This is a genomic window from Dethiosulfovibrio russensis (assembly GCF_021568855.1).
Lineage (GTDB): Bacteria > Synergistota > Synergistia > Synergistales > Dethiosulfovibrionaceae > Dethiosulfovibrio > Dethiosulfovibrio russensis.
This window is the reverse complement of the sequence record NZ_JAKGUG010000003.1, coordinates 186,097-207,824: the sequence shown is the minus strand read 5'-3', so window position 1 is coordinate 207,824 and position 21,728 is coordinate 186,097. Positions and strand designations below refer to the sequence as shown.

Genomic DNA, 21,728 nt, shown 5'->3' with positions numbered 1-21,728 from the left:
AAGCCGTCTCTACCGTTTGTAAATCGAGTCGAGGACACGGGCGATCACCTCGTCCATGGGACCTGTCAATCGGCATCCGGAGGCACATGGATGTCCTCCGCCGTTCCATAAATGGGCTATCTCTCTGACGGACAAACTGCCGTCGGAGCGAAGACTTACCTTCACATCTTTATCGTTTTCAACGAACAATACAGCGACCTTGGTATCCTTGATTTTCATCAGAGAGTTGACCAACGATTCCGTATCGTCTTGATCGGTATGGGTCTCCTCGAAGTCCACATCGTACAACCACGAATAACACAGGCCATCTAGTCGAACCACACGTTCGTATGCCCGTCCCCAAAGATGAAGTCTTTCAACTGTGTCGTTATGATAAAGCATCTCTACGACGCGCTGAAGGGGTAAACCACAATCAAGCAGGTCAGCCACGATTCTCAAGGTCTTCCCACCGGTGTTGGAAAAGGTCATTCCACCTGTATCGGTAGCTATCGCCACGTATATGGCCTCTGCCATATCGGCCGAGATCGCCACGTTCATATCCCCTGCCAAACAGTAGATCATCTCCCCGACCGAGGAGACGTCCTCTATCAAGTTGATATCCCCAAATCTGGCGTTATCGCCGTGATGGTCGATAACCACCAGTTTCTCCCCTTTAGACATTCCCTCTATCCCTCTATCGAGGGTACTCACGTCCAAAGCGACAACTACGGAGTTCTCTGGAATGTCCGGCATGGATTGGACCGATTCATAACGATCGGAGGCGAATAAAAAGCGATAGCGCTCGGGGAAAGGATCCTTGCCATACCATCGAACATCCTTTCCCAAAGACAGGCCTATTTTAAAAAGAGCGCTTGCGGACCCTAGAGTATCGCCGTCGGGCTTTACGTGACTTATCAATATCCAACTACCGCTATCTTTTAAGGTGGAAATCAAGCGGGCCTTATTCTCGTTCTCCATCGTCACCCTCGACATAATCGGTATTCTCTTCATGAGTTACCACCATATCTAGAAGTCTATCGATGGACCTTCCGTATTCCCCGCTTGTATCGTAGATGAAGCGCAACTCGGGAACCGTCCTAATCCTCAAGCTCTGAGCGAGAGAGGACCGGAGAAAAGTCCTCACTTTTTTCAAGGACTCCGAAACAGAACGACGATCTTCCGGGGAGATAGTGGTGAAATAGACTTTCGCCGATTTCAAATCTTTAGCGCAGTCGACTCCGGTTATAACCGCTCTTTTGGCATTTTCGTCCTTTACGGAGAACTCCAGGAGACGGGATATTTCCCTTTGAAGTTCTTTATTGACTCTCTCTATTCGAAATCCCGCCATAGGAATCACCTCACTTATCGATGATAATCTCGAAAGTATTCGCCGGAGGTCCAGCGATGCGGCCTCCGGCGGACTGTCCCCGTTATTACAGGGTTCTCTTTTCCTCTATCAGTTCGTAGGCTTCTACGACATCGCCTTCTTTTATATCCTGGAATTTAGCAAAGCTCATTCCGCACTCGTAACCGGAGGTCACCTCGGCAACATCGTCCTTGAACCTCCTGAGGGCGGAAAGCTCTCCCTCCCAGTAGACCACTCTGTCCCTTATCAGCCTTACCTTAGAACCTCTCTTGACGGATCCCTCCGTCACCATACATCCGGCGACTTTTCCTACCTTGGGAACCTTGAAGATCTCCCTGATCTCCGCCTGACCGACTATTTTTTCCCTTATGTCCGGGGCAAGCATTCCCTCCATAGCCGCCTTGATGTCATCGATAATATCGTATATGACCCGGTAGAGACGGACCTGGACGTGCTCTTTCTCCGCCATTTTCTTGGCGTTGGCGTCGGGACGAACGTTGAAACCGATGACTATGGCGTCCGATGCGGATGCCAGCATGATATCGGACTCGGACAATCCGCCCACACCGGTATGGACGATATTTATTCCGACCTCATCGGTCGTCAACTTATCCAAAGAGCCGGTAAGAGCCTCTATACTCCCCTGAACATCACACTTGATCAACAAGTTCAGCATGGGGGTCTCGCCGTCCTGCATCTTGGTGTAGAGTTCCTCCAGGGTCATCCTCGGAGCCATCTTGTTAGCCTCCAGGCGCCTCTCCTGTTCCTTGACCGCTATGGCGTCCCTTGCGGTCTTTTCGTTGTCCACCACGAAGAAACGCTCTCCCGGCTGAGGAACCTCGTTGAGCCCCAGGATCTCCACCGCGGTGCTGGGACCGGCGGACTTCACCTGTTTGCCCGATGCGTCTATCATAGCCCGGACCTTTCCCCAGGAGGAGTCCAGCAACACTATGTCTCCTCTTTTGAGGGTTCCCTGCTGAACCAGAACCGTGGCAACCGAGCCCTTCCCCTTGTCCAACTCGGCTTCCACGACAACGCCCTCGGGAGATACGGTCGGATCGGCCTTGAGCTCCTCCATTTCAGCGACGAGAAGGATCATCTCCAGAAGCTGGTCTATGTTTTCGCCGGACTTCGCCGAGACATGGACCATTATGGTGTCTCCTCCCCAATCTTCGGGAATCAACCCCTGATCGCTGAGCTGCTGTTTGACCCTGTCGGGGTTGGCTCCTGGCTTATCCATCTTGTTGACCGCCACGATTATGGGAACTCCGGCAGCCTTGGCGTGGTTTATGGCCTCCGTTGTCTGAGGCATTACGCCGTCGTCGGCTGCCACCACCAAAATGGCGATATCGGTACACTGGGCGCCTCTGGCCCTCATGGAGGTGAAGGCGGCGTGCCCCGGAGTATCGAGAAAGACGATGTCCTTGCCATCATGGCTAACCCTGGACGCACCTATATGCTGCGTTATTCCGCCCGCTTCCCTAGCCGTTATGTTAGTGTTCCTGATGGTATCCAGAAGGGTTGTCTTGCCGTGATCGACATGTCCCATAACCGTCACTATAGGGGCCCTTGGTTGAAGGTTTTTGCCCTTGAAATCCGGCTTCAATGTAGTTTTATGAGGTTCCTCGTCATCGGCCTTGACAGCCCACTCGATATCGACCTCGTAAGCATCGGAGAGTATGGTCAACACCGAATCGTCGGCCTGTGCCGAAGCAGGCAGCATAACGCCCTGAGCTATAAGGGTCTTTACGGCATCTGCAGGGGAGACCTTGAGGATATCAGCCACTTCCTTGATGGAAGATCCTTCCGGAACGGAGATTCCTCTCCTAGGTTTATCCTCTTCTTTGGAGGTTTTTCTTTCATTATTAGAGGACTTCTTCACTAAATCCTCTATCTGTTGAGCCGTTTCCACGTCCAAAGAACTCATATGGCTCGTAGCCTCCACGTCCATATCGTGCAGTATCTCCATAAGCTCTTTGTTGCTCATTTCCAGCATCTTTGCAAGCTCGTAGACCCTGATTTTACTCAATGGCCTCTCCCCCTTCTTTTAATCGCAAAATTACGGTATCGGTAAGCCCTTCTCCTTCGGGGAGGGCTACAATTTGACAACCCGCCAACCCTATGGCCTCGCCCAGTCTCTCTCTATCTATCGTCCTCAACTGAAAAAAACTATGACGAGAAAAGGCCTCTTTCTTAGCCTTTCTGGCTACGGCATCGGATCTATCGGAAGTCATTATCACGACGTAGTTTTTTTTGTTTTTTTGTAAGACGGCGAAGACGTTATCCTGTCCTATCACCAAAAACCCCGCCCTCCTGGCGAGCCCTAAAAAGGACATCCACGAGAGATCAGGCATCGTCGCCATCCTCCAAACCCCTAACCCTCTCGAGCAAACGAAGGTAAACGTCCTCCGGCACCCTTACCTTGAGGGCTTTATCCAGACGTTTTTGACGAAACGCCGTTTGAACACAGCGACTAGAGGGGCATAGGTATGCCCCTCGACCGTTGACCCTTCCTGAATCGTCTACGACGACGGTTCCGTCGGGACGACGAACTACCCGAATAAAGTTTGCGGGTACGTCGTGTCTACGACATACTAGACACATCCTAGGGTTCTTCGATTTCTTTTTGGGAACCGCCACTATTTTACAACCTCTCGCCTCTTATGGGATATCTTCGAACAAATCCTGCAAAGTCGGCATCGAATCCTTTTCCGGTGCCTCCAGAGGATTGATGTCCACTTTCCACCCGGTAAGGCGGGCAGCAAGACGAACGTTTTGCCCCGCTTTCCCTATGGCGAGAGAGAGCTGATCGGGACGGGCAAATACCTTGGCGGATTTCTCCTGCTCCAAAACTGGCTCCACCCTGACTACCTTAGCGGGAGAAAGGGTATTCCTTATGTATTGAAGAGGATCGTCGCTCCATATTACCACGTCGATCTTTTCTCCGTTAAGCTCGTTGCTTATGGTCTTGATTCTGGAACCACCGTTTCCGACGCAGGCTCCGACAGGATCGACATTGGGATCCAATGTCGTCACTGCGACCTTGGCTCTGGCACCGGCCTCCCGAACGATTCCATGTATCTCCACCACTCCGTCTCGGATCTCTGGAATCTCCAGCTCCATCAGGCGACGAAGCAAACCAGGATGGGTTCTGGAGACAACGATCCTAGGCCCTCTGGTAGTCTGACGAACGTCTAACAGATAGAACTTCATCCTCGAGCCCAGTTCGTAGGTTTCTCCGTTTATGCGTTCTTCCCGGGGTAACATTGCCTCGGTTCTCTCGCTTATACGGACGAGAATCTGGTCGTTTTCGGCCTTAAAGACGACACCGTTGACCATGTCTCCCACTCTCTCGGAGAACTCGTTGAAGATGATCTCCCTCTCTGCATCTTTCAAACGCTGGATTATCACCTGTCTGGCGGTCTGGGCCGCTATACGTCCAAAGCTCTCAGGAGCGATCTCCACCTCTGTCTTGACCACATCTCCCTCTACCAGACCGGGGAAACCTAGGGCTGCAGCGTCCTCTGAAGTCAACTCCGCGTCGGAATTTTTCACCTCATCTACAACTCGCCTAATCTCCATGATCGAGATATTTCCGGTCTCTCCGTCTATCTTCACCTCGGGCTCGAGGTTTTTTTCCTTGTATTTTTTATAAGCCGAAGCCAGGGCCGCCTCAATACTGCCCAAAATTATGGATTGAGAGAGATTACGCTCCTCCGTTAGCTGCATCAAAGCTCGAATAAAATCGCTCCCCAGCTGCATCTACTGATCCTCCTCGCGTACTTTCTTTCTCTTGTTTTTCTTTTTAGCACCCTTCTTTTTTCTGTTGCTATTGGTCTTTTTGTTCTTTTCTAAAACATACTTTAATTTAGCGGAGAGAATCGTCTCTAGAGGGAACTCAAAAGCACCGTCTTCGTTCTCCACCCTTATAGAACCATCCTGAGACACCGAGACGATCCCATTTATGCGACGGCGTCCTTCGACGAGCTCATTAAAACGGATGGATGCCTCTTTCCCCGAGAAACGACGAAAATCGTCTAAGCTCAATAGTGGTCTCTCTAAACCGGGAGAACTAACCTCCAGATAATAGCGATCGTCGAGAAGGTCCTCTCCGGATTCCTCCAGCCAGTTATTGATCCTTCGAGAGACGATCTCGCAGTCCCTCACGGATATTCCACCTAGAGAATCCATATAGACCCTGACAAAAGAGGCGGCAGATTCTTTTTTCACCTCGAGACCTACGAATTCATAACCTAAGCTTTCGACGATTTTACGAATTTCTTCTTTAGGGAAGTTTTTCCCCTCCATGCTTTTCGACTCCTTATATGACTACATAAAAAATGAAGAGTGGGGGGGCCCACTCTTCTCGGTCCAGGACATTTGACCCAGTGTCTCAATCAGTATATCACGCATAACTATGCATAACAAGATTATTCTGAGACATCGGAGAGGAAATCCCCCCACCAGAGATCAACCGTAGCGATAAAATCCTCCTCCGGTATCAGGCGAATTTCCTGATCAGCGAAGACCTCTTCCTCCAGACCTTCAAGATCGTTCAGTCCGAAGAAAAGGGAAGAATTGTTCATATCGATCCTCTTATAGTAATGAAAATCTCTGGAAATCAAGGGAATCCCCCTTTGTCTATCTAGTCAAAGCCTATAAGGATCAATCAACCCAATAGTTCGGAGCTTCCTTGGTAACCACGACGTCGTGAGGATGACTTTCCTTGACCGACGCAGAGGTCATCTTTACAAAACGAGCATGACGATGCAGATCTTCGATATCGGAGGCTCCGGCGTAACCCATCCCTGATCGAATGCCACCGGTCATCTGATAGATAACGTCTCCCGCCGATCCCTTGTAGGCCGCCAATCCTTCGATTCCCTCAGGTACCAATTTATTTTCCTTTGCACCTTCCTGAAAATAACGGTCCTTGCTGCATCCACCCTTCATAGCTCCCAGAGACCCCATCCCACGATAGCTCTTATAGGACCTGCCATGATAGATAATGACCTCTCCCGGACTTTCCTCGGTTCCGGCCAAAAGAGAGCCTATCATTACTGAATCAGCACCGGCAGCCAAGGCCTTTACTGCGTCGCCGGAATAACGTATACCTCCATCGGCTATAACCTTGATCCCTCTAGGGGTCGCTTCGGACGCTACATTCATTATAGCAGCCAATTGTGGAACTCCTATGCCGGCTATTATCCTTGTAGTACAGATCGACCCAGGTCCCACTCCGACCTTGACTGCCTGCACTCCCCTGTCGATAAGGGCCTTTGCGGCCTCAGCTGTGGCGATATTTCCCCCGATAAGGGGCAACTCTGGATGCCTTTTGCGTATAGCCTCCACCGTATCCAGGACCTTGATCGAATGGCCATGGGCCGTATCTACCACGATCACGTCAACACCGGCCTTCACCAATGCGTCCACTCTGTCGTAAACGTCCGCCCCTACCCCGACTGCGGCTCCTACCCTGAGTCTTCCGGACGGATCTTTAGCGGCGTTGGGGAAGTCCTTGACTTTCTGGATGTCCTTTATGGTTATAAGCCCCTTTAGAACTCCGTTGGAATCGACTATCGGTAGCTTCTCCACCTTATGGCACATCAATATATGCTGCGCGTCGTCCAAGGTGGTGCCCTCCGGAGCGGTTATCAGATTTTCCCAGGTCATTACCTCGGATATCGGTTGATCATAGTCATGGATAAAACGAAGATCTCTGTTCGTTATTATACCCACCAGTTTTTTGCCGTCGTCTACTATCGGAACTCCCGATATATGGTAGTGGGACATCAGCTCCAATGCCTGGCTCAGACGATCCTCAGGATGAAGATAAAAGGGATCGACGATGACCCCTGACTCGGATCTTTTTACCTTGTCCACTTCCCTGGCCTGTTTTTCCAGGGTCGTGTTTCTGTGAACTATTCCAATTCCGCCCTCTCTAGCCACAGCGATGGCCAAGCGACCTTCCGTAACTGTATCCATAGCTGCACTGCATATGGGTATGTTCAGTTTTATCTCCGGCGTAAGCCAGCTCTCTACTTTGACCTCCGACGGCAGAACCTCGCTGTATCGAGGCTCTATCAACACATCGTCGAAGGTAAAACCGTCATAGGGCGCGAATTTTTGAGAAATATTCATGACAGCCTCCTCATATTTTCTTGGGTTAGTCGTAAATTGTGAGCATTATAGTGGATTTGCCGCTTTATGCAACCCCATGGAGGTGTTTTTTATCGTAGCGACCGCGTAACACATCATACAATGCCCCGACCCTACCGATCCGACGCCCTCTCCAGACTTAACCTTGAGATTGACTCTACGTATCCCATCGTTCCATATGGAATCCAGATTCCTGATTATATCGATCACAGTTTCACCGATTCTGGGTATCTGGGCATGCAAAACAACGTCAAGCCAGACGATCGACCATCCGCACTCCTCCACCTTGGAGACTACCTCTCGTAGAAGTTCATAGCTATCAGCATCTCTATAGGAATTATCGCAGGCGGGGAAAACACGGCCGATATCGGGCAACCCCGCCGCTCCCAGGATTGCGTCCGAAATACCGTGGCATATCAGGTCGGCATCGGAATGTCCCTCCAACCCCATAGGAGAGGGAACCTCCACACCGCCTAGGACAAGAGAACGCCCCGGCACCAACGGATGGACGTCGAAACCTATGCCGGTTCTTATCTCTCCGGCCGAATTCCTACCGGCTAAATAGGTGGCCATCTCCCAATCCCCCTCAGTAGTGACCTTGAAATTCATCTCGTCGCCCTCGACAGGAACGATGACGCCACCGTTAGAAATCCACGGTTCGGCTTCATCTCTGACCTCTTCCGACGAGAGGGACAATGCTTTCAAAAGGCCCTCCCTGGGAAAACCCTGAGGGGTTTGGGTTATTCTGATACCTGAACGATCCATGGCCTTCACGACATCGTCGACGGAAACCCTCTTTAAAGCGTCCTTTACCGGCAACAAAGGGATAGCCCCTGTGTTTTTCGACACAGCGGACATGATCTTTTCACACATGGAGCTCTTCGCAAAGGGTCTGGCCCCATCGTGGATCAACACCTTATTCGACCGGACCGAGGCGATTCCGTTCCTCACGGAAAGGGATCTGGTACAGCCACCCCTTACGATCGACAATCCCTCTCTCGTCCTCACCGGATACAATCTCTCGTCCCAATCCTCCGGCAGGACGAGAACTATCTCCTCTATCCCCAGACTAAGAGCCAAATCGAAGGACCATTCCCACATGGGGCGACCTCCAAGAAATCTGAACTGTTTAGGCGTTCCGCCAAGACGACTGCCGCTACCGGCAGCCATTATCATAAAGGACCACTCGCTCACTCGCGAACCTCTCTTCTTATCCTTCCGAAAACCATCCTACCGGCGGAAGTTTGAAGCATAGACGTCACGACGACCTCTACCCTGCGACCGATGTAGTTCTCTCCGTCCTCCACGACCAACATGGTCCCATTATCGAGATAGCCTACCCCTTGTTGCGGCTCTTTACCTTCCCTTATGACGTCGACGACCACCGATTCTCCCGGCAAAAGCGAGGGTTTCAGTGAGTTGGCCAGATCGTTTACGTTGAGAACCACGATATCCCTAATCTGAGCCACCTTGTTCAGGTTGTAATCTGTAGTGAGGATCTTTCCGCCTATCTTTTGGGCAAAGACGATCAAACCACTGTCCACCGAATCGGCGTCTAGATCCTTCAATCCGACCTCGGTTATGACGATCTCCAAAAACGAGATCTTTTGCAAGGCCTTGACGACGTCGAGACCTCTCCGACCTCGGGATCTTTTATTGGGATCCTTGGAATCCGCTACGGATTGAAGCTCGGTCAGTATAAAGCGGGGAAGTATGATGGCTCCCTCTAGAAAACCGGTCTTAGCTATATCCAATATTCGACCGTCTATTATCACGCTCGTATCCAGAATCTTCCCCGGAATAGCCATGGACATGGCGGCATTGCCTTCCATATCCTCTATAACTACCTCGTTGCCCTTGCCTTTGAAAGAGGCTATTTTTTGTTTAAGCCCCACGAAGGGAGCCAGTACCCCCCTGATGTCGTTCTGTCTTTTGACGAACAACCTGGCCAAAACGTAACCTATCACTATGTTGAGAAATACCGCGACATAAGGTCCTACAGGAAGATCGGAAAAAGGCATGGCCACCAGGTTCGCCAACAGAAGTCCGACGAACAGCCCTGTCGTAGCAGCCGATATATCCTGCCACTTCGTGCTTTGCAAATGTTTTTCAAAGAGAGTTCCTATAAGACCGAGTATGCGAAGAAAAAACGGAGCTATTAAAAAGCCGATTGAACCACATATAAAGACGCAGATACCACTGAGAGCAAATTTACTCAAAAAACGATCGGTCCCAATCCACTCGGATAGATGTGGAACTATCGCGAAGGCCAGTTGATAACCTGCCATTCCTCCCAGCAGAGCCAACAGAACCCTGCAGATGAATTTCATTATCTTTATGAGTCCTTCCGTCATAAAATCACCCCTTCCTGAATATCATGCCTAATTATTCATTAAAATCAATCTTCTCCAGACACAAAAATTCTGGTATCCATAGCGGCATGGAGAGTCACCCTATCGGCGAATTCTATGCTTCCTCCGACCGGAAGCCCATAAGAAAGCCTGCTTTTTTTGAGATCCGGCATCCCCTTAAGGGCGGAAAGAACGGAGTGGTAGGTCATGTCCCCTTCCACCCGAGGATTTGTGGCTATTATAACCTCGGAAATCTTCTCCCTCTCTATCATGTTTATCAATCTATCGAGACTCCCTTCCGGAAGATCCTCTCCATCCAGAGGCGACACCGTGCCTCCAAGGACATAGTAAAGTCCATCGTATACCCCGGCCTGTTCGATACTGAGGAGATCTTCTATACCTTCCACGACACATAAAATAGAACGATCTCTTAAGGGATCGGAGCATATATTACAGGGCTGTCTATCCGTTAAATTACCACATATTTCGCATACCGATAGACTTTTTTTCAAAGACAGGAGAGCGTCGGCCAACTCTATAGAGTATCCCTCCGGGGCCTGAAAAACGAAGAACGCCATCCTTCTGGCGCTCTTCTCTCCGACTCCGGGAAGCCTCTTTAAAAGACCTATCAACCGTTCAAAAGGTCCGGGAAGAGCCATTAGAGTCCTAGCCCTCCTAGGGCACCTCCCAGACCACCGGTTATCTGTCCCATCTTTTTCTTCGCTAATTCCTGTCCCTTTCTGGCCGCATCGTTCACCGCTGCTAGCACCAGATCCTCCAGCATCTCGATATCCTCGGGATCTACCACCTCAGGAGTTATCTTAAGAGAAAGAATCTCACCGTGACCGTTAGCGGTAGCGGTGACCATTCCTCCGCCGGAATTTCCCTCGACGCGGTCGTCTGCCAACGAAGCCTGGACCCTCTCCATCTGGGCCTGCATCTTTTGAGCTTGTTTCATGATGTTGTTCATTTTCATATAAATCCCTCCACAGATCAATCGTGATGATACGACGTGTTCCTAGATATCATTAAAGCTCTATATATCTGTTCAGAAAAAAACAACAAGCACATTTCATGGGTCAAGGTCATCTGAGACAATGATAACATCTCATCGCTTCTTTTACGAACGTCTTCATCGAAACCGAAAGGACCTCCTATTATGAAGACCAACCTTCCTTGAGCCGATTTCAACCTGGAAAACAAATAGGACGAAAAGGTTCGACTGGTCATGGTCGAGCCCCTCTCGTCCAAAAGGACCACGTGATCTCGAGGTGTAAGATACCTGAGAATGGCCCTACTCTCCCTTTCCGTAGATTTTTCTGGAGAAAGACCTCTGCCATCCGGAAGATAATCCAAGGATATAGGCAAATAGGGTGTGGTTCTCTTTATATAAGAATCAATCCCCTTGAGGATAGACTTGTCCTTGGGCTTACCTACTGCTAAAACAGATAACTTCATTTACGTTTCTTCTTTCCGGTCAGTTTTTTAATGGTGTATCTTTCCTGCCTCTCTCTCTCGGATAATACCTCTAAAATCTTTTTTTTCTCTTCCGAGAGAGACGGCAAAAGCGAGTGTTCCAACGTATTTATCTTCAGATTGGTCTTTCTCAGCTCTCTCTCGAATGCCTGTATCTTGCTTCTCAACGTTATATAACGCCACAACATCGATTCGGCCTGCTCCAGTAGAAACAGAAGTTCCTCTATGTACAACGACGATAAAGCCGGATCCATGTCTAATCTAAACCGATGCTCGATTTCCGAGGGCTCGGATTCGAACCTGGTATATCGACACCCCATAAGGGACTCTCTGAAAAGTCTCAGGTTGAGCAGAGGATGTTGAAGTCTCAGAAGATCTATGGTGTGAGAACCTTCATAGACCCTGATCAGACCGTATATCGCAGCTATACTGCTGCACAGTTTTCTATACTTGTCCTGAAGTTCGTAGAAGAGCTTCTTTTCCCCTTCCATAGCACGGATAAAGGCATCTCTCTTTTTCTCCAGAAGCCCTTTTCCAAAAGCTATATCTTTTATCCTGATCGACACCTCTAGAAGTCGGTCTCTTGTAGCGGAGGACTGGCTCATCCTAACGCTCCCTCCGAGAGACCATCTCCTGGGGTAGTTTAAAAAGCTCCTGATCCGGGAGGGTCCGAAGAGCTCTCCAAGCCTCCTCTAAGGAATCCTCCAGGTTACGATCTCCGCCTCTTTGGTCGATAAAATTCGCCTCAAAGGACTTTCCAAAGGCGATGTATCTGTGTTCTATCTCGGTCAGACCGTCGTCTCCGACTATGAGCCTCAGCTTGATGAGCTCCCTGGCCTTGGCGTAGGCAGAGTAAAGTTGATCCGCCATGGCCCTGTGATAATCCACCGTCTGATCCTTGCCTATTCCCTTATTCATAAGACGGCTGAGACTGGGTAAAACGTCTATAGGAGGAAAGATGCCCTTGTCGTGAAGGTCCCTTCCCAGAACTATCTGCCCCTCTGTTATATATCCCGACAGATCGATAACCGGATGGGTCATGTCGTCGTCCGGCATGGTTATTATCGGTATCTGGGTTATACTTCCGGCGGAACCATCTATCGAACCGGCTCTTTCATATAGATCGGCTAGATCGGAGTACATATATCCGGGATACCCTCTCCTGCCCGGGACCTCCTCGCGAGCGGCGCTTATCTCCCTCAAAGCGTTACAGTAATGGAGCATATCGGTCATTACGACCAACACATCGTAGCCCTTTTGAAAGGCGAAATACTCGGCCACAGTGAGGGCCATCCTAGGAGTCAGAAGCCTTTCCGCCGCGGAATCGCTGGCCAGGTTTAAAAAAAAGACCCCTTTCTCTATCGCTCCGGTCTTCTTGAAGCTTTCGATGAAATACTGAGACTCCCTTTTCGTTATCCCCATGGCGGCGAAAACCACCAGAAACTGACTATTCTCCCTTACCTTGGCCTGACGGACTATCTGAGTGGTTACCTCGTTTGCCGGAAGCCCCGATCCGGCGAAGATTGGCAATTTTTGCCCTTTGACCAAGGTGTTCATCACATCTATCGTCGATATTCCGGTTTGAATAAACGATCTCGGGCTACGTCTTCTGGCTGGATTTATAGGAAGTCCGGAAACCGGTATTCGATCCTCACAGAAAAGTATCTCCTCGCCTCGTTCGTCCAGACCTCTGCCGTTCAGAATCTTCCCTATGAGATTCATCCCGACCGGGACCTTGACGACGTCCCTGTCCATCCATACCGTCGTATCTCCGGTGGATAGGCCCATGGCTCCGTCGAAAAGCTGTATGACGCAAAGATCTCCCTCTACTTGAAGTATCTGGCCTTTTCTGGTCCGTTTTCCGTCTTCTACGGTCACGAGCTCGCCGTACCCTCCTTTTTTTACGCCTCTGACGAAAAGTAGGGGGCCCGCTATACCCGCTATATCTCTGTAACCTTCTCTATAGAGTTTCATCTTCTACCTCCACGACGGAAGCCTTGAGCTTTTCCTCCAACTTGGAGATCCAGGACGAAAAGTTTCGGTCCATCGATGCCTCATTCTGTCCTCTAAGGTCGAGAAGGTCCCTGACCATGGGGAAATCGGATATAGTCTCGAGCCTGGCTCCCGAGGACAGGGCACCAACCACCACATCGTCCAATCTTTTCAGATTGGATAAAAGGGAAAACTGCTTTTTCAAGGATGAACTGGCATCGACATCGTCAAACGCATTTTGTTGGAGGTAGACCGATTTCAATATGTCCACGAACGACAGAATCCATTTATCCTTATCGGAAAGCCCATCTCTGCCGACCAACTGGACCAGATTTCTGAGCTCTCTTTCCAGGGCGAGACGCCCTCTAAGAAAGGCTTTTAGATCGTCCCACAGATCGGAGACCTCTTCCCGATAGAACCGCTCCATCTCCTGCTCGTAAAGACTATAGCTTTGATTCCATTGAATAGAGGGGAAATGCCTCTGCTGGGCCAGGGCCTTATCCAAGGCCCAGAACACTCCCGAAAGCCTCAAACTGGCCTGGGTGACCGGCTCGGAGAAGTCTCCGCCTGCGGGAGAGACAGCGTTGATAACCGTTATGGACCCCTCTCTCTCAGGAGATCCCAGAAGCACCGATCGACCGGACCTCTCGTAATATTCGGCCAGCCGGGTTCCCAGATAGGCGGGATATCCTTCCTCTCCGGGCATCTCTTCCAGTCGACCTCCGATCTCCCTGAGGGCCTCGGCCCAACGCGAGGTGGAATCGGCCATTATAGCCACGTTCAACCCCATATCCCTGTAGTACTCGGCCATGGTTATACCGAGATAGACGCTGGCCTCCCTGGCCGCAACTGGCATATTGGAGGTATTGGCGATCAAGATCATCCTATCCATAAGGGGAGCATCCCTATAGGGATCCTTTAGCTCCGGAAATTCCTCAAGGACCTCCGTCATCTCGTTGCCTCTCTCGCCGCATCCTATGTATATTATTACGTCGGCGTTACACCACTTCGCTATCGACTGCTGGGTAACCGTTTTTCCCGTTCCGAATCCACCGGGCAAGACAGCGGCCCCGCCTAGAGCGAGGGGAAACAGGGTATCCAAAACTCTTTGACCGGTTATCAGTGGCCTATCCAGGTTCAGACGCTTCCCTACAGGTCGAGATCTTCTCACGTCCCATCTCTGGAACATGGATATATCTCCTCCGTCACAGGTCGCAATGACTGTATTTACGGTATAATCGCCTTCCGCTAAGATCGAAAGTATCTCGGAGGATCGGAAATCGGGGGGAGCCATTATGCGATGTTCGACGGCATCGCACTCCTTCACCGTCCCGACGACATCCCCCGGGTTCACTCTGTCTCCGACCTTGAGGAGGGGGACAAAATGCCAGAGTTTCGACCTGTCGACCGTCGGAATAGATCTTCCTCTCTCCAAAAAGGGGCCTTCTTTACCCAGCACCTTCAGAGGGCGGCCGATACCGTCGAAAACCGAACCCAGAAGTCCAGGAGCCAGCTCTACCGAAAGAAGATTGCCAGAGAAAAAAAGAGGATCGCCCACAGCGATCCCGTCGGCATTTTCATAGACCTGAATGTCAACCGTGCCCTTTTGTATCCTAACGACCTCTCCCAATAGACGTTGACGGCCGACATGAACGACCTCGTACATCGATACAGGAAAATCGACGCCAGCCCTTATGACCGGTCCGGCTATACCCCATATAGTGGATTCTCTTCTCATTCCATGTGCTCCTCTATATTCAACGTAGGTAAGGTGACCCAAAGGGGTTTTTCCATCCGCTCAAGTCTCGTCTTAAGGGCAACGGGAACTCTGTCGAACCAGCTTTCCTCGACGACGATACAGACTACGTCGTCTCTGTCCAACATCCTTGGCAGACAGTCTCTTAGCATCTCCGGGGTCTCGCATGATACCGGCTCCAACCCTAAAAGACTCCATAGGTCAATGAAGAGCCTGCGTCCCAACACTACAGTTCGCTGCGGATCCTCCATCGGCAGGCCTCCTCTAAATTTTCCACAGGAGGGTACGAATCCTCTCCGGCGAAAGCTCTGCGGCCAAGCCCACGGCCAACAGTTCCATGTTTCGCCACTCCACTATCTGGCGAGCCATATAGGCCATGGCAACTCCGATACCCATAAAACTCTTTCTTCTCTGGGATATCTGCCACCTGAAGAATTTATCCTGTAAGATTCGCCCGACCTCGGAATGTCTGTCTTCCTCCGAGATGGAAGCCTCCATCCAAGGGGTGTGCCGCAACAGGGATTTTATAGTCTTGCTTTCCTCGAGACGATTCACGGGGAAAAAAGCTCCACCGTCGAGATACTCTACAGGGAAAGCCGAATCTCCGCTGTTTCTCCTGAACCATATGAGGAGATTCCAAAGATCCACCGTCCGACCAAGGTAATCTTCGACCAAAGCGTAATTATCGTTTTTTCTTTTGAGGGATCCGTAACATATGGAGAGCAATCCCTTTAGATAATTTCTCTCCGCCATAGCGAGGTTTCCCGACGATTGGAGCACGTCCAATGCCTCGGACAAGGCTAAGGCCGCAGGAGAACCTAGACGGTAACACAGCTCGATAGCCTCCGCTACGTGATTCCCCTCTCTCCATATCTCGTCAAAAAAATCTCCGCCTAGAAAACCGTAATCATGCCATTTAGGCGCTGTAACAGGAGCTCTATCGCTGTGATACTTTCTTATCAGAGCTCTGCCGTTGTATATATCGGCCCTTATGGATATTATCGGCATCAAGATCTTCCCCTCTTCGGGAGACCAGTTTTTCATCTTACGAAATTTCTCCGCCGATCCTGCCGCCATAGATCTCTTTATGCGCTCTAAAACCGACGTCTCCGAGGTGGCTAACTCCTTACGATAGTGGGATGAATAAGGGCTCGAAAGGAAGATCTGTTCCAGCTCTTCCAAATTTTTGTCCGCCATACCGTAAAAAAAGGAATAAGGGTAGAAATACCCCCATTCTCCTCCAAGCCTCGCGTTAAGATAGCCGTAGTCGTCCCCGAACGTCAGGGTGTCTTTCCATGACCTCATCAAACCGGACAGCCAACTCTCCGATTGCCCTTTGGAAGACCTTATCGAGCCTGGATCTGAAGGTGTTGTCAACTACGGCCCCTCCTTCTGTGTCGACTGCCACACAGCCACCCCAATCGTCCTCGTCGAGAGGTGACGGAACGCGACCGTCGCGGGAAAGGCAATCCACCAAAGAGGGAGATACCGAGAAAGAGGCGTCCTCTCCCAAAACGGACAAAGCCTCATCGGTCAAAGCTTCCACCGAGGCTAGATAGTCACCCTCGGATACCGTCAATGAATCCAGTCGTTTCTCAAGAGCTATTCTTACCTTTTCCGCAAGCTCTCTCTGGATATCCTCGACGGCTCTCTGCATCTCTCCCCTTAGCTTCAGCCTGGATTCTCGCCTCATGCCATCGATCTTTCTTCGCTGCTCCTCCCTCATATCCTTCATCAGGGATTCGACCTCTTGCCTGCGAAGAGCTATCATATCGGCGATGCGATCCTCTATCTCCGATCTCCTTTTCTCCAGGCGTTCCTCCCCTTCTTTACGGATAGAAGAGAGAAAATCCTCCAGATCGGATCTATCGGAGACGGTCATCACGCAAATTGAAGGATGAGCATTATAGCCACGACGAATCCCAATATAACCATCGTTTCGGGAATCGCCTCCAAAATTATCATCGTCCCCGCGGTCTCCGGCTTTTCCGCTATAGTGCTGGCAGCGGCACTTCCTATTTTAGCCTGAGCAATCGCGGTAGCAAGTGCAGGCAGTCCAACCGCCAGAGCAGCAGCCAGGGCAATCATCGCTTTTTCCAATTGAAACTCCTCCTTCTTTTCTTTGCGAAAGGACGATATTCGGTGTCCCCGCCACTGTAAAAGGTGCCCATAAACTCTACGTAGTGTAGTCTGGCGGAATGCAGCCCCGACTCGGCCGTCGCCAAAACGAAATTTAACAGATGTATCGCTAAAGCGATAAAAATCCCTAAAAAGGAAACACCCAACACATCGACGAACTTGGACGCAACCATGGCCAATATGGCCGAGGAAAGACCGATCGCACCTATCCTCACATAGCTGAGGATGCTGCCGAAAGAGCTCATAGATTCGACAAGCCCTCCAACTCCGCCTCCAGCTATCAACAATATCAGGCCGATCGCCAAGACTATCATAGAGACGGAGAAGAAACTCTGTGGTATAACCCCTTTAGTGGCACATAAAGCCCCGATCATGGAGAGAATTATCACTATATTCCCTCCACGCTCCATCCACAGGTGGTGAGATCTGTTCTTGATCCCCTCTATCACGCCCAACGCCAATCCCAACAATATATGGGCCAGCCCCAAGGCCACTGTGAAAGCCAGAACGGGAACAACCGCATGAGACCTCTCTACTACCAAGGGCTCTATACCGAAAATACGGTGAGCTACGTCTCCAAAATATTCTCCGTAGATGACACCCCAGATAACGCTCCAAAAGGCCATAGTCAGCAAAACGAATGCCCCGTCGGCTACCATAGGATGGTTTGTCCTCTTTCTGAGCCACCAGGCCAAAGACGCTAAAACAACCCCATAACCGGCATCCCCTATGATACATCCTGCAAAGAAGGGGAAGAATATTCCTATCATCACAGTAGGATCGGTACCTCTATAGCTCGGAGGTGAGACCAGCTTCAAAAATATCTCGAAAGGCTTGAACAAGGTTGGATTCGATATAGCAGTGGGTACCACCTGCCATTCATCGGAGGTAGGATATCGCCAACGAACCATGACGTCATCACCGAAGACTTTTTTCAGCTTTTCACATAGGGGATCTCGCTCGTCCTCGGGAAGCCAGCCCTCCAACATGAAGGCCTCTCCCATATCCTTTCCCCTTTGTTCGACGACTAGCTGCTCGAGTCTCTCGTCTATCAATATGAACAAAGCTCCTAGACGACTTCCCCACTGAACCCTAACACCGGAGAGAGTTTCCTCTATATGATCGCAGGCCTTTGGACTCTCGTTCAACTTTTCGTCCATGTACTCCATACATCGGAGCAACCCCATACCGGGCTCACATCCCGTAGGGGTCCAGGAAACGAAGCCCTCCGATTCCAGGAATAGATTGACCGGCCCCCTATACTCCAGAGGGACCCCCACGGCCAAAAGGCTCTCTTTTTCTCTTATATGAAAGACATGATGATGCAGCTCGGGGACAGGGCCCCTTCCACTATGGTCGGATATGAGGAGGGATTGTATCTCTGATAGGATCTCAGGAACCTGCTCCTTTCGAAGCCACCATATCGACACATCTCTGTTCTCCTCGTTTTCTGACTGCACGAAGGATCTGAAATGCACAGATATATGGCTGGCTCCCTTAAGTTTATTCCCAAGACGTCGAGCTTCCTCCCTCTGTTCCAGAAGGCTGGATAACTCCTTTTTGAAATGGTCCAGACTTTCGTTCGTTTCCTCTATCATCTGAGAAAAAGGCAAGGTCAAATTCCGGCCGAGGTCGTCTAGATCCTCGTCCCTTATTTCTTTCCAACTATCCCATTCAAGGGATTCGATCATACCCAATAATTTACTCCGGAGGAGACGCAGAGAGTCGGCTTCCTCATCGGTTATCCTGGCGGCCTCTCCATGCTCCACGTGCAAAACTCCCTGATCGTGAAGAAAAGAGACGATCTCTCTCTGCCTTGAGGTCAACCCCCATATGGCGACTCGGATCATCTTACGGATCAAGAGCAATCCTCCTTTTCGGGAAAAGCGATCAGGGAAAAGGCCTTATCCACGATATCCTCCACCCTGCAAAGGGAGAGATCTTGCCTCAATCTCTCAAGGACTTCGAAGTTTTCGGCCCGGCCCCGTCTTTCCTCATCCAAGACATCGGCCTCCATGGCAGCGAACTCCTCCCCTAACAACTCTATGGTTCGCTCCGACATCTCCTTCAACCTAGACTTGGCCTTGTCCAGTTCGCTCTCTATCTCTTTCTCCTTTTGGGCCAGTTCAGTCGCCAACTCCATCCTGCTTTGCTCAAGTCGATCGTTTTCGACGGACCATGGAGCCGAAGAGAGGGAGTCGACGGGGTTATATTTCCGGCGAGACACCCTCTATACCGCCTTCCATCAGAAACTCGCAAAAAGCACCTCTATCGATTATCCCTATCAACTTGCCTTCCTCGGTAACGGGAAGACGTTTGAATTTCTTTCTGAGCATCATATCCGCAACGGTCATTATGCTCGTATCGGGAGAGACGAAAACGGGGTCTTTCTGCATAAAATCCTTAACCAGATCGTTCTTCATGGCGCCAAAACGCTGAAAAAGCAGGTTCTCCTCGTTTCCAAAAAACGTACTTTGAGCCAATATCTCGAGGTAGGTCGGAATGGTTGGCTTCAGAATATCCGACTCGGACAGATATCCGACCAACCTCCAATCGTCGTCTATAACGGGAAGACCGGACAACCCATGAGAGTACAGGACGTGGATGGCGTCGAAAACGCGGTCTTGAGACATCACCGCCGTGAGATCTCGGCTCATAATGTCTTCAGCTACGATGGTTTTCATCTTTTCCCCTCCAGCCGGAGAACCCTATCTTCTCCAATAGAACGGAGAATACGAACAACACCAAATCGACATCCTGGCGCAAACGCCAGGGTTCCTGAATAAGTCTATACAGCCATTCCAGACCACATTTTTGCCACAAAAGAGGAGCCCTTCTAAGCCTTCCGGATATCACGTCGAAACTTCCTCCGACTCCGACACCGACGACACCGTCCATCTCGGGAAGATAACGGTTCAACCAGGCCTCCTGTTTAGGTACACCCAAGGCAGTAAAGAGGAGCTTAGCCCCCGAACTCCGAATGCCCTGCAGGATATCTTGATCCTCCAAATCGTCGAAATAACCGTCACGATAGCCTACGACTTTTAAACCGGGATAAAGTCGCTCCAGCTCGACGGCGGCAGAGGATACGACATCGGGCTTACTTCCCAGCAGATAGATAGGCCATCTCTCCACTGCGGCAAGACGGCATAATCCATGCATAAAATCGATGCCGGCCACCCGCTCGACCACCGGAACGCCCAAGAACTTAAGAGCCCAGACCAATCCGGCACCGTCAGGCAGGGTAAGCCAGGCTGAATCCGCAATTTCCCTGTACAGAGGGTCTTTTTTAGCCCTATAAAAAGACAGAGCGTTAGCCGTCACTATCATGGCAGACGGAGCCCCGGACAAGAACCTTCCCCTTACTTTGGAAAGAGCGTAATTCATTGACATTCCATCGACCCGGATTCCCCAAAGACCGGTTCTAGCCCTGCCTTGCGAACCTTTGAGGCAGGAGACCACTACTGCTATAGACACAGCCAAAAGGGATAAAAAGGCCGGCCTGGTGGTATCGTTTATGCCTATCTGCACGAAGGATACTACCGTACCGATCAAAAGACAGAGGAACGTGACGAACTTGACCGCACCGGGATGATCCACCCCTCTGTCCATCATCCTGTGATAGATGGACACGTTGCCCCATTTACCCAGAGGGACGGCATGGCTGACCAAATACAGGGATAGCTCCATCATCGGAAGAGCGTAGAGCCCCATCGGTATCACCATCAACGTGGTGAAGGTCACACCCTTGGTCACCCCGACCAGAGAGGCCCCCGCCACCAACATACCCCAAAACGAGGAAAGAGGCTTCCCAAGTTGGCGATAGTTATGGCCCAGTCTACTCCAGAAGACCGCGACGAAAGAGACCCCCGCAATAGACATGAGAAAAGCGTCTCCTACCTGTTGCCCCGAAATCGAGGATATCAGCAAGGTCAAGGAGAAACTTACCCCGAGAAGGTGTCCGGCCAACCCAGGGATAGCATCCAATCTCTGAAACAAAAGAGGGAAAACCGTCACCCAAAGGGCTGTCATCAGAATCGAGGAATAAGAGGAAAGATAAAGATATTGCCCTCCCGGCATGCCTACGAATGAGATTCTAGGACCTACCAGGGCGAAAAAAAAGCCGACCACTACGAAAAGCCAAGAGAGTTTCTTGTTCGGAGAAGTGTGCTGCACCATTCCGACTATAGAACCCAACAACGCCATACCTACGACGGCACGAATTTCGCTGTCTCCGGTCCAAAGGGCAAACAGCATCCAGACTCCCACCAGAGTCAGATCTCTCATATAAAAATAACGTTCTTTCGATAAAGTCCTCCGGTAGAGTCTCTGCAACATGAACGACACGAGCACCAGGGAGGATAGGACAAAAGCAGTCGAGGAGGAAAGATAATGTATCACGACGAAAAAAGGCTCCCTTCAAGGATACTCCCTTTGGAGTACCGCTCTATATAACATCGTTTCTATTGTACCAGCGGACCCAGCTATTTTCCAGGAAAAACGCCGGCCA

General features: G+C 50.5%; 25 protein-coding genes. All 25 read right to left on the bottom strand.

The window, feature by feature from the left end:
• Positions 1-9 precede the first annotated feature (9 nt).
• A complete protein-coding gene (locus tag L2W48_RS04440) occupies positions 10-957 on the bottom strand; it encodes a DHH family phosphoesterase (RefSeq protein ID WP_236116499.1) in 948 nt (315 codons plus the stop codon).
• Complete coding sequence (gene rbfA / locus L2W48_RS04435) at positions 941-1,327, bottom strand: 30S ribosome-binding factor RbfA (protein ID WP_236098826.1); 387 nt, start codon at positions 1,325-1,327, stop codon at positions 941-943. The genes L2W48_RS04440 and rbfA overlap by 17 nt, the downstream gene beginning before the upstream one ends.
• Positions 1,328-1,412: 85 nt before the next feature.
• Entirely contained in the window at positions 1,413-3,374 is a 1,962-nt protein-coding gene (gene infB, locus L2W48_RS04430) for a translation initiation factor IF-2 (RefSeq protein ID WP_236098825.1), read from the bottom strand.
• The gene (locus L2W48_RS04425; RefSeq protein WP_236098824.1) at positions 3,367-3,699 is read right to left on the bottom strand and encodes a hypothetical protein; all 333 of its coding nucleotides are present in this window, start codon (positions 3,697-3,699) and stop codon (positions 3,367-3,369) included. The genes infB and L2W48_RS04425 overlap by 8 nt, the downstream gene beginning before the upstream one ends.
• Positions 3,692-3,949: an RNase P modulator RnpM gene (gene rnpM, locus L2W48_RS13150; RefSeq protein WP_369123582.1), complete on the bottom strand. Its 258-nt coding sequence runs from the start codon at positions 3,947-3,949 to the stop codon at positions 3,692-3,694. Before rnpM ends, L2W48_RS04425 begins: the two co-directional genes overlap by 8 nt.
• 57 nt (positions 3,950-4,006) lie before the next feature.
• On the bottom strand, positions 4,007-5,107 hold the full coding sequence (nusA, locus tag L2W48_RS04420) for a transcription termination factor NusA (protein WP_236098823.1): 1,101 nt from the start codon (positions 5,105-5,107) through the stop codon (positions 4,007-4,009).
• Complete coding sequence (gene rimP, locus L2W48_RS04415) at positions 5,108-5,653, bottom strand: ribosome maturation factor RimP (protein ID WP_236098822.1); 546 nt, start codon at positions 5,651-5,653, stop codon at positions 5,108-5,110. It lies immediately after the preceding gene.
• Between the two features lie 122 nt (positions 5,654-5,775).
• Positions 5,776-5,931 (bottom strand): hypothetical protein, encoded by a 156-nt coding sequence (locus tag L2W48_RS04410; protein ID WP_236098821.1) that lies wholly within the window; start codon positions 5,929-5,931, stop codon positions 5,776-5,778.
• 79 nt (positions 5,932-6,010) lie between these two features.
• The gene (gene guaB / locus L2W48_RS04405) at positions 6,011-7,486 is read right to left on the bottom strand and encodes an IMP dehydrogenase (protein ID WP_236098820.1); all 1,476 of its coding nucleotides are present in this window, start codon (positions 7,484-7,486) and stop codon (positions 6,011-6,013) included.
• A 45-nt stretch (positions 7,487-7,531) separates the two neighbouring features.
• Positions 7,532-8,698, bottom strand: a complete 1,167-nt coding sequence (gene ispF, locus L2W48_RS04400) for a 2-C-methyl-D-erythritol 2,4-cyclodiphosphate synthase (RefSeq protein ID WP_236098819.1) — start codon at positions 8,696-8,698, stop codon at positions 7,532-7,534.
• A complete protein-coding gene (locus L2W48_RS04395; RefSeq protein WP_236098818.1) occupies positions 8,695-9,858 on the bottom strand; it encodes a PIN/TRAM domain-containing protein in 1,164 nt (387 codons plus the stop codon). Before L2W48_RS04395 ends, ispF begins: the two co-directional genes overlap by 4 nt.
• A 44-nt stretch (positions 9,859-9,902) precedes the next feature.
• Positions 9,903-10,514, bottom strand: a complete 612-nt coding sequence (gene recR, locus L2W48_RS04390) for a recombination mediator RecR (protein WP_236098817.1) — start codon at positions 10,512-10,514, stop codon at positions 9,903-9,905.
• Positions 10,514-10,831, bottom strand: coding sequence for a YbaB/EbfC family nucleoid-associated protein (locus L2W48_RS04385; RefSeq protein ID WP_236098816.1), 318 nt, complete (start codon positions 10,829-10,831; stop codon positions 10,514-10,516). The genes recR and L2W48_RS04385 overlap by 1 nt, the downstream gene beginning before the upstream one ends.
• A gap of 17 nt (positions 10,832-10,848) precedes the next feature.
• Positions 10,849-11,313, bottom strand: a complete 465-nt coding sequence (locus tag L2W48_RS13145) for a 23S rRNA (pseudouridine(1915)-N(3))-methyltransferase RlmH (protein ID WP_369123581.1) — start codon at positions 11,311-11,313, stop codon at positions 10,849-10,851.
• Positions 11,310-11,936, bottom strand: coding sequence for a V-type ATP synthase subunit D (locus L2W48_RS04380; RefSeq protein WP_236098815.1), 627 nt, complete (start codon positions 11,934-11,936; stop codon positions 11,310-11,312). The genes L2W48_RS13145 and L2W48_RS04380 overlap by 4 nt, the downstream gene beginning before the upstream one ends.
• A 1-nt stretch (position 11,937) precedes the next feature.
• Complete coding sequence (locus L2W48_RS04375) at positions 11,938-13,305, bottom strand: V-type ATP synthase subunit B (protein ID WP_236098814.1); 1,368 nt, start codon at positions 13,303-13,305, stop codon at positions 11,938-11,940.
• Positions 13,292-15,061 (bottom strand): V-type ATP synthase subunit A, encoded by a 1,770-nt coding sequence (locus L2W48_RS04370; protein WP_236098813.1) that lies wholly within the window; start codon positions 15,059-15,061, stop codon positions 13,292-13,294. The genes L2W48_RS04375 and L2W48_RS04370 overlap by 14 nt, the downstream gene beginning before the upstream one ends.
• Positions 15,058-15,330: a V-type ATP synthase subunit F gene (locus L2W48_RS04365; RefSeq protein ID WP_236098812.1), complete on the bottom strand. Its 273-nt coding sequence runs from the start codon at positions 15,328-15,330 to the stop codon at positions 15,058-15,060. The genes L2W48_RS04370 and L2W48_RS04365 overlap by 4 nt, the downstream gene beginning before the upstream one ends.
• A 13-nt stretch (positions 15,331-15,343) precedes the next feature.
• Entirely contained in the window at positions 15,344-16,384 is a 1,041-nt protein-coding gene (locus L2W48_RS04360) for a V-type ATPase subunit (RefSeq protein WP_236098811.1), read from the bottom strand.
• Positions 16,332-16,961 (bottom strand): V-type ATP synthase subunit E, encoded by a 630-nt coding sequence (locus L2W48_RS04355; RefSeq protein WP_236098810.1) that lies wholly within the window; start codon positions 16,959-16,961, stop codon positions 16,332-16,334. The genes L2W48_RS04360 and L2W48_RS04355 overlap by 53 nt, the downstream gene beginning before the upstream one ends.
• The gene (locus tag L2W48_RS04350) at positions 16,961-17,179 is read right to left on the bottom strand and encodes an ATP synthase subunit C-like protein (RefSeq protein ID WP_236098809.1); all 219 of its coding nucleotides are present in this window, start codon (positions 17,177-17,179) and stop codon (positions 16,961-16,963) included. Before L2W48_RS04350 ends, L2W48_RS04355 begins: the two co-directional genes overlap by 1 nt.
• Positions 17,164-19,080: a V-type ATP synthase subunit I gene (locus L2W48_RS04345; RefSeq protein ID WP_236098808.1), complete on the bottom strand. Its 1,917-nt coding sequence runs from the start codon at positions 19,078-19,080 to the stop codon at positions 17,164-17,166. Before L2W48_RS04345 ends, L2W48_RS04350 begins: the two co-directional genes overlap by 16 nt.
• A complete protein-coding gene (locus L2W48_RS04340) occupies positions 19,077-19,361 on the bottom strand; it encodes a hypothetical protein (RefSeq protein WP_236098807.1) in 285 nt (94 codons plus the stop codon). Before L2W48_RS04340 ends, L2W48_RS04345 begins: the two co-directional genes overlap by 4 nt.
• A 64-nt stretch (positions 19,362-19,425) precedes the next feature.
• Complete coding sequence (locus tag L2W48_RS04335) at positions 19,426-19,902, bottom strand: CBS domain-containing protein (protein ID WP_236098806.1); 477 nt, start codon at positions 19,900-19,902, stop codon at positions 19,426-19,428.
• Positions 19,883-21,505 carry a WecB/TagA/CpsF family glycosyltransferase gene (locus L2W48_RS04330; RefSeq protein ID WP_236098805.1) on the bottom strand — a complete coding sequence of 541 codons (1,623 nt, stop codon included), beginning with the start codon at positions 21,503-21,505 and terminating at the stop codon, positions 19,883-19,885. Before L2W48_RS04330 ends, L2W48_RS04335 begins: the two co-directional genes overlap by 20 nt.
• Positions 21,506-21,728 lie beyond the last annotated feature (223 nt).

Excerpts from the sequence above, each read along its gene's own strand:
- L2W48_RS04440 (WP_236116499.1), bottom strand. The coding sequence starts at position 957 with ATGGAGAACGAGAATAAGGCCCGCTTGATTTCCACCTTAAAAGATAGC.
- rbfA (WP_236098826.1), bottom strand. The coding sequence starts at position 1,327 with ATGGCGGGATTTCGAATAGAGAGAGTCAATAAAGAACTTCAAAGGGAA.
- L2W48_RS04425 (WP_236098824.1), bottom strand. The coding sequence starts at position 3,699 with ATGCCTGATCTCTCGTGGATGTCCTTTTTAGGGCTCGCCAGGAGGGCG.
- rnpM (WP_369123582.1), bottom strand. The coding sequence starts at position 3,949 with ATGTGTCTAGTATGTCGTAGACACGACGTACCCGCAAACTTTATTCGG.
- nusA (WP_236098823.1), bottom strand. The coding sequence starts at position 5,107 with ATGCAGCTGGGGAGCGATTTTATTCGAGCTTTGATGCAGCTAACGGAG.
- rimP (WP_236098822.1), bottom strand. The coding sequence starts at position 5,653 with ATGGAGGGGAAAAACTTCCCTAAAGAAGAAATTCGTAAAATCGTCGAA.
- L2W48_RS04410 (WP_236098821.1), bottom strand. The coding sequence starts at position 5,931 with ATGAACAATTCTTCCCTTTTCTTCGGACTGAACGATCTTGAAGGTCTG.
- guaB (WP_236098820.1), bottom strand. The coding sequence starts at position 7,486 with ATGAATATTTCTCAAAAATTCGCGCCCTATGACGGTTTTACCTTCGAC.
- L2W48_RS04395 (WP_236098818.1), bottom strand. The coding sequence starts at position 9,858 with ATGACGGAAGGACTCATAAAGATAATGAAATTCATCTGCAGGGTTCTG.
- recR (WP_236098817.1), bottom strand. The coding sequence starts at position 10,514 with ATGGCTCTTCCCGGACCTTTTGAACGGTTGATAGGTCTTTTAAAGAGG.
- L2W48_RS04385 (WP_236098816.1), bottom strand. The coding sequence starts at position 10,831 with ATGAAAATGAACAACATCATGAAACAAGCTCAAAAGATGCAGGCCCAG.
- L2W48_RS13145 (WP_369123581.1), bottom strand. The coding sequence starts at position 11,313 with ATGAAGTTATCTGTTTTAGCAGTAGGTAAGCCCAAGGACAAGTCTATC.
- L2W48_RS04380 (WP_236098815.1), bottom strand. The coding sequence starts at position 11,936 with ATGAGCCAGTCCTCCGCTACAAGAGACCGACTTCTAGAGGTGTCGATC.
- L2W48_RS04375 (WP_236098814.1), bottom strand. The coding sequence starts at position 13,305 with ATGAAACTCTATAGAGAAGGTTACAGAGATATAGCGGGTATAGCGGGC.
- L2W48_RS04370 (WP_236098813.1), bottom strand. The coding sequence starts at position 15,061 with ATGAGAAGAGAATCCACTATATGGGGTATAGCCGGACCGGTCATAAGG.
- L2W48_RS04365 (WP_236098812.1), bottom strand. The coding sequence starts at position 15,330 with ATGGAGGATCCGCAGCGAACTGTAGTGTTGGGACGCAGGCTCTTCATT.
- L2W48_RS04360 (WP_236098811.1), bottom strand. The coding sequence starts at position 16,384 with ATGAGGTCATGGAAAGACACCCTGACGTTCGGGGACGACTACGGCTAT.
- L2W48_RS04355 (WP_236098810.1), bottom strand. The coding sequence starts at position 16,961 with ATGACCGTCTCCGATAGATCCGATCTGGAGGATTTTCTCTCTTCTATC.
- L2W48_RS04340 (WP_236098807.1), bottom strand. The coding sequence starts at position 19,361 with ATGGAGTTGGCGACTGAACTGGCCCAAAAGGAGAAAGAGATAGAGAGC.
- L2W48_RS04335 (WP_236098806.1), bottom strand. The coding sequence starts at position 19,902 with ATGAAAACCATCGTAGCTGAAGACATTATGAGCCGAGATCTCACGGCG.
- L2W48_RS04330 (WP_236098805.1), bottom strand. The coding sequence starts at position 21,505 with ATGAGAGATCTGACTCTGGTGGGAGTCTGGATGCTGTTTGCCCTTTGG.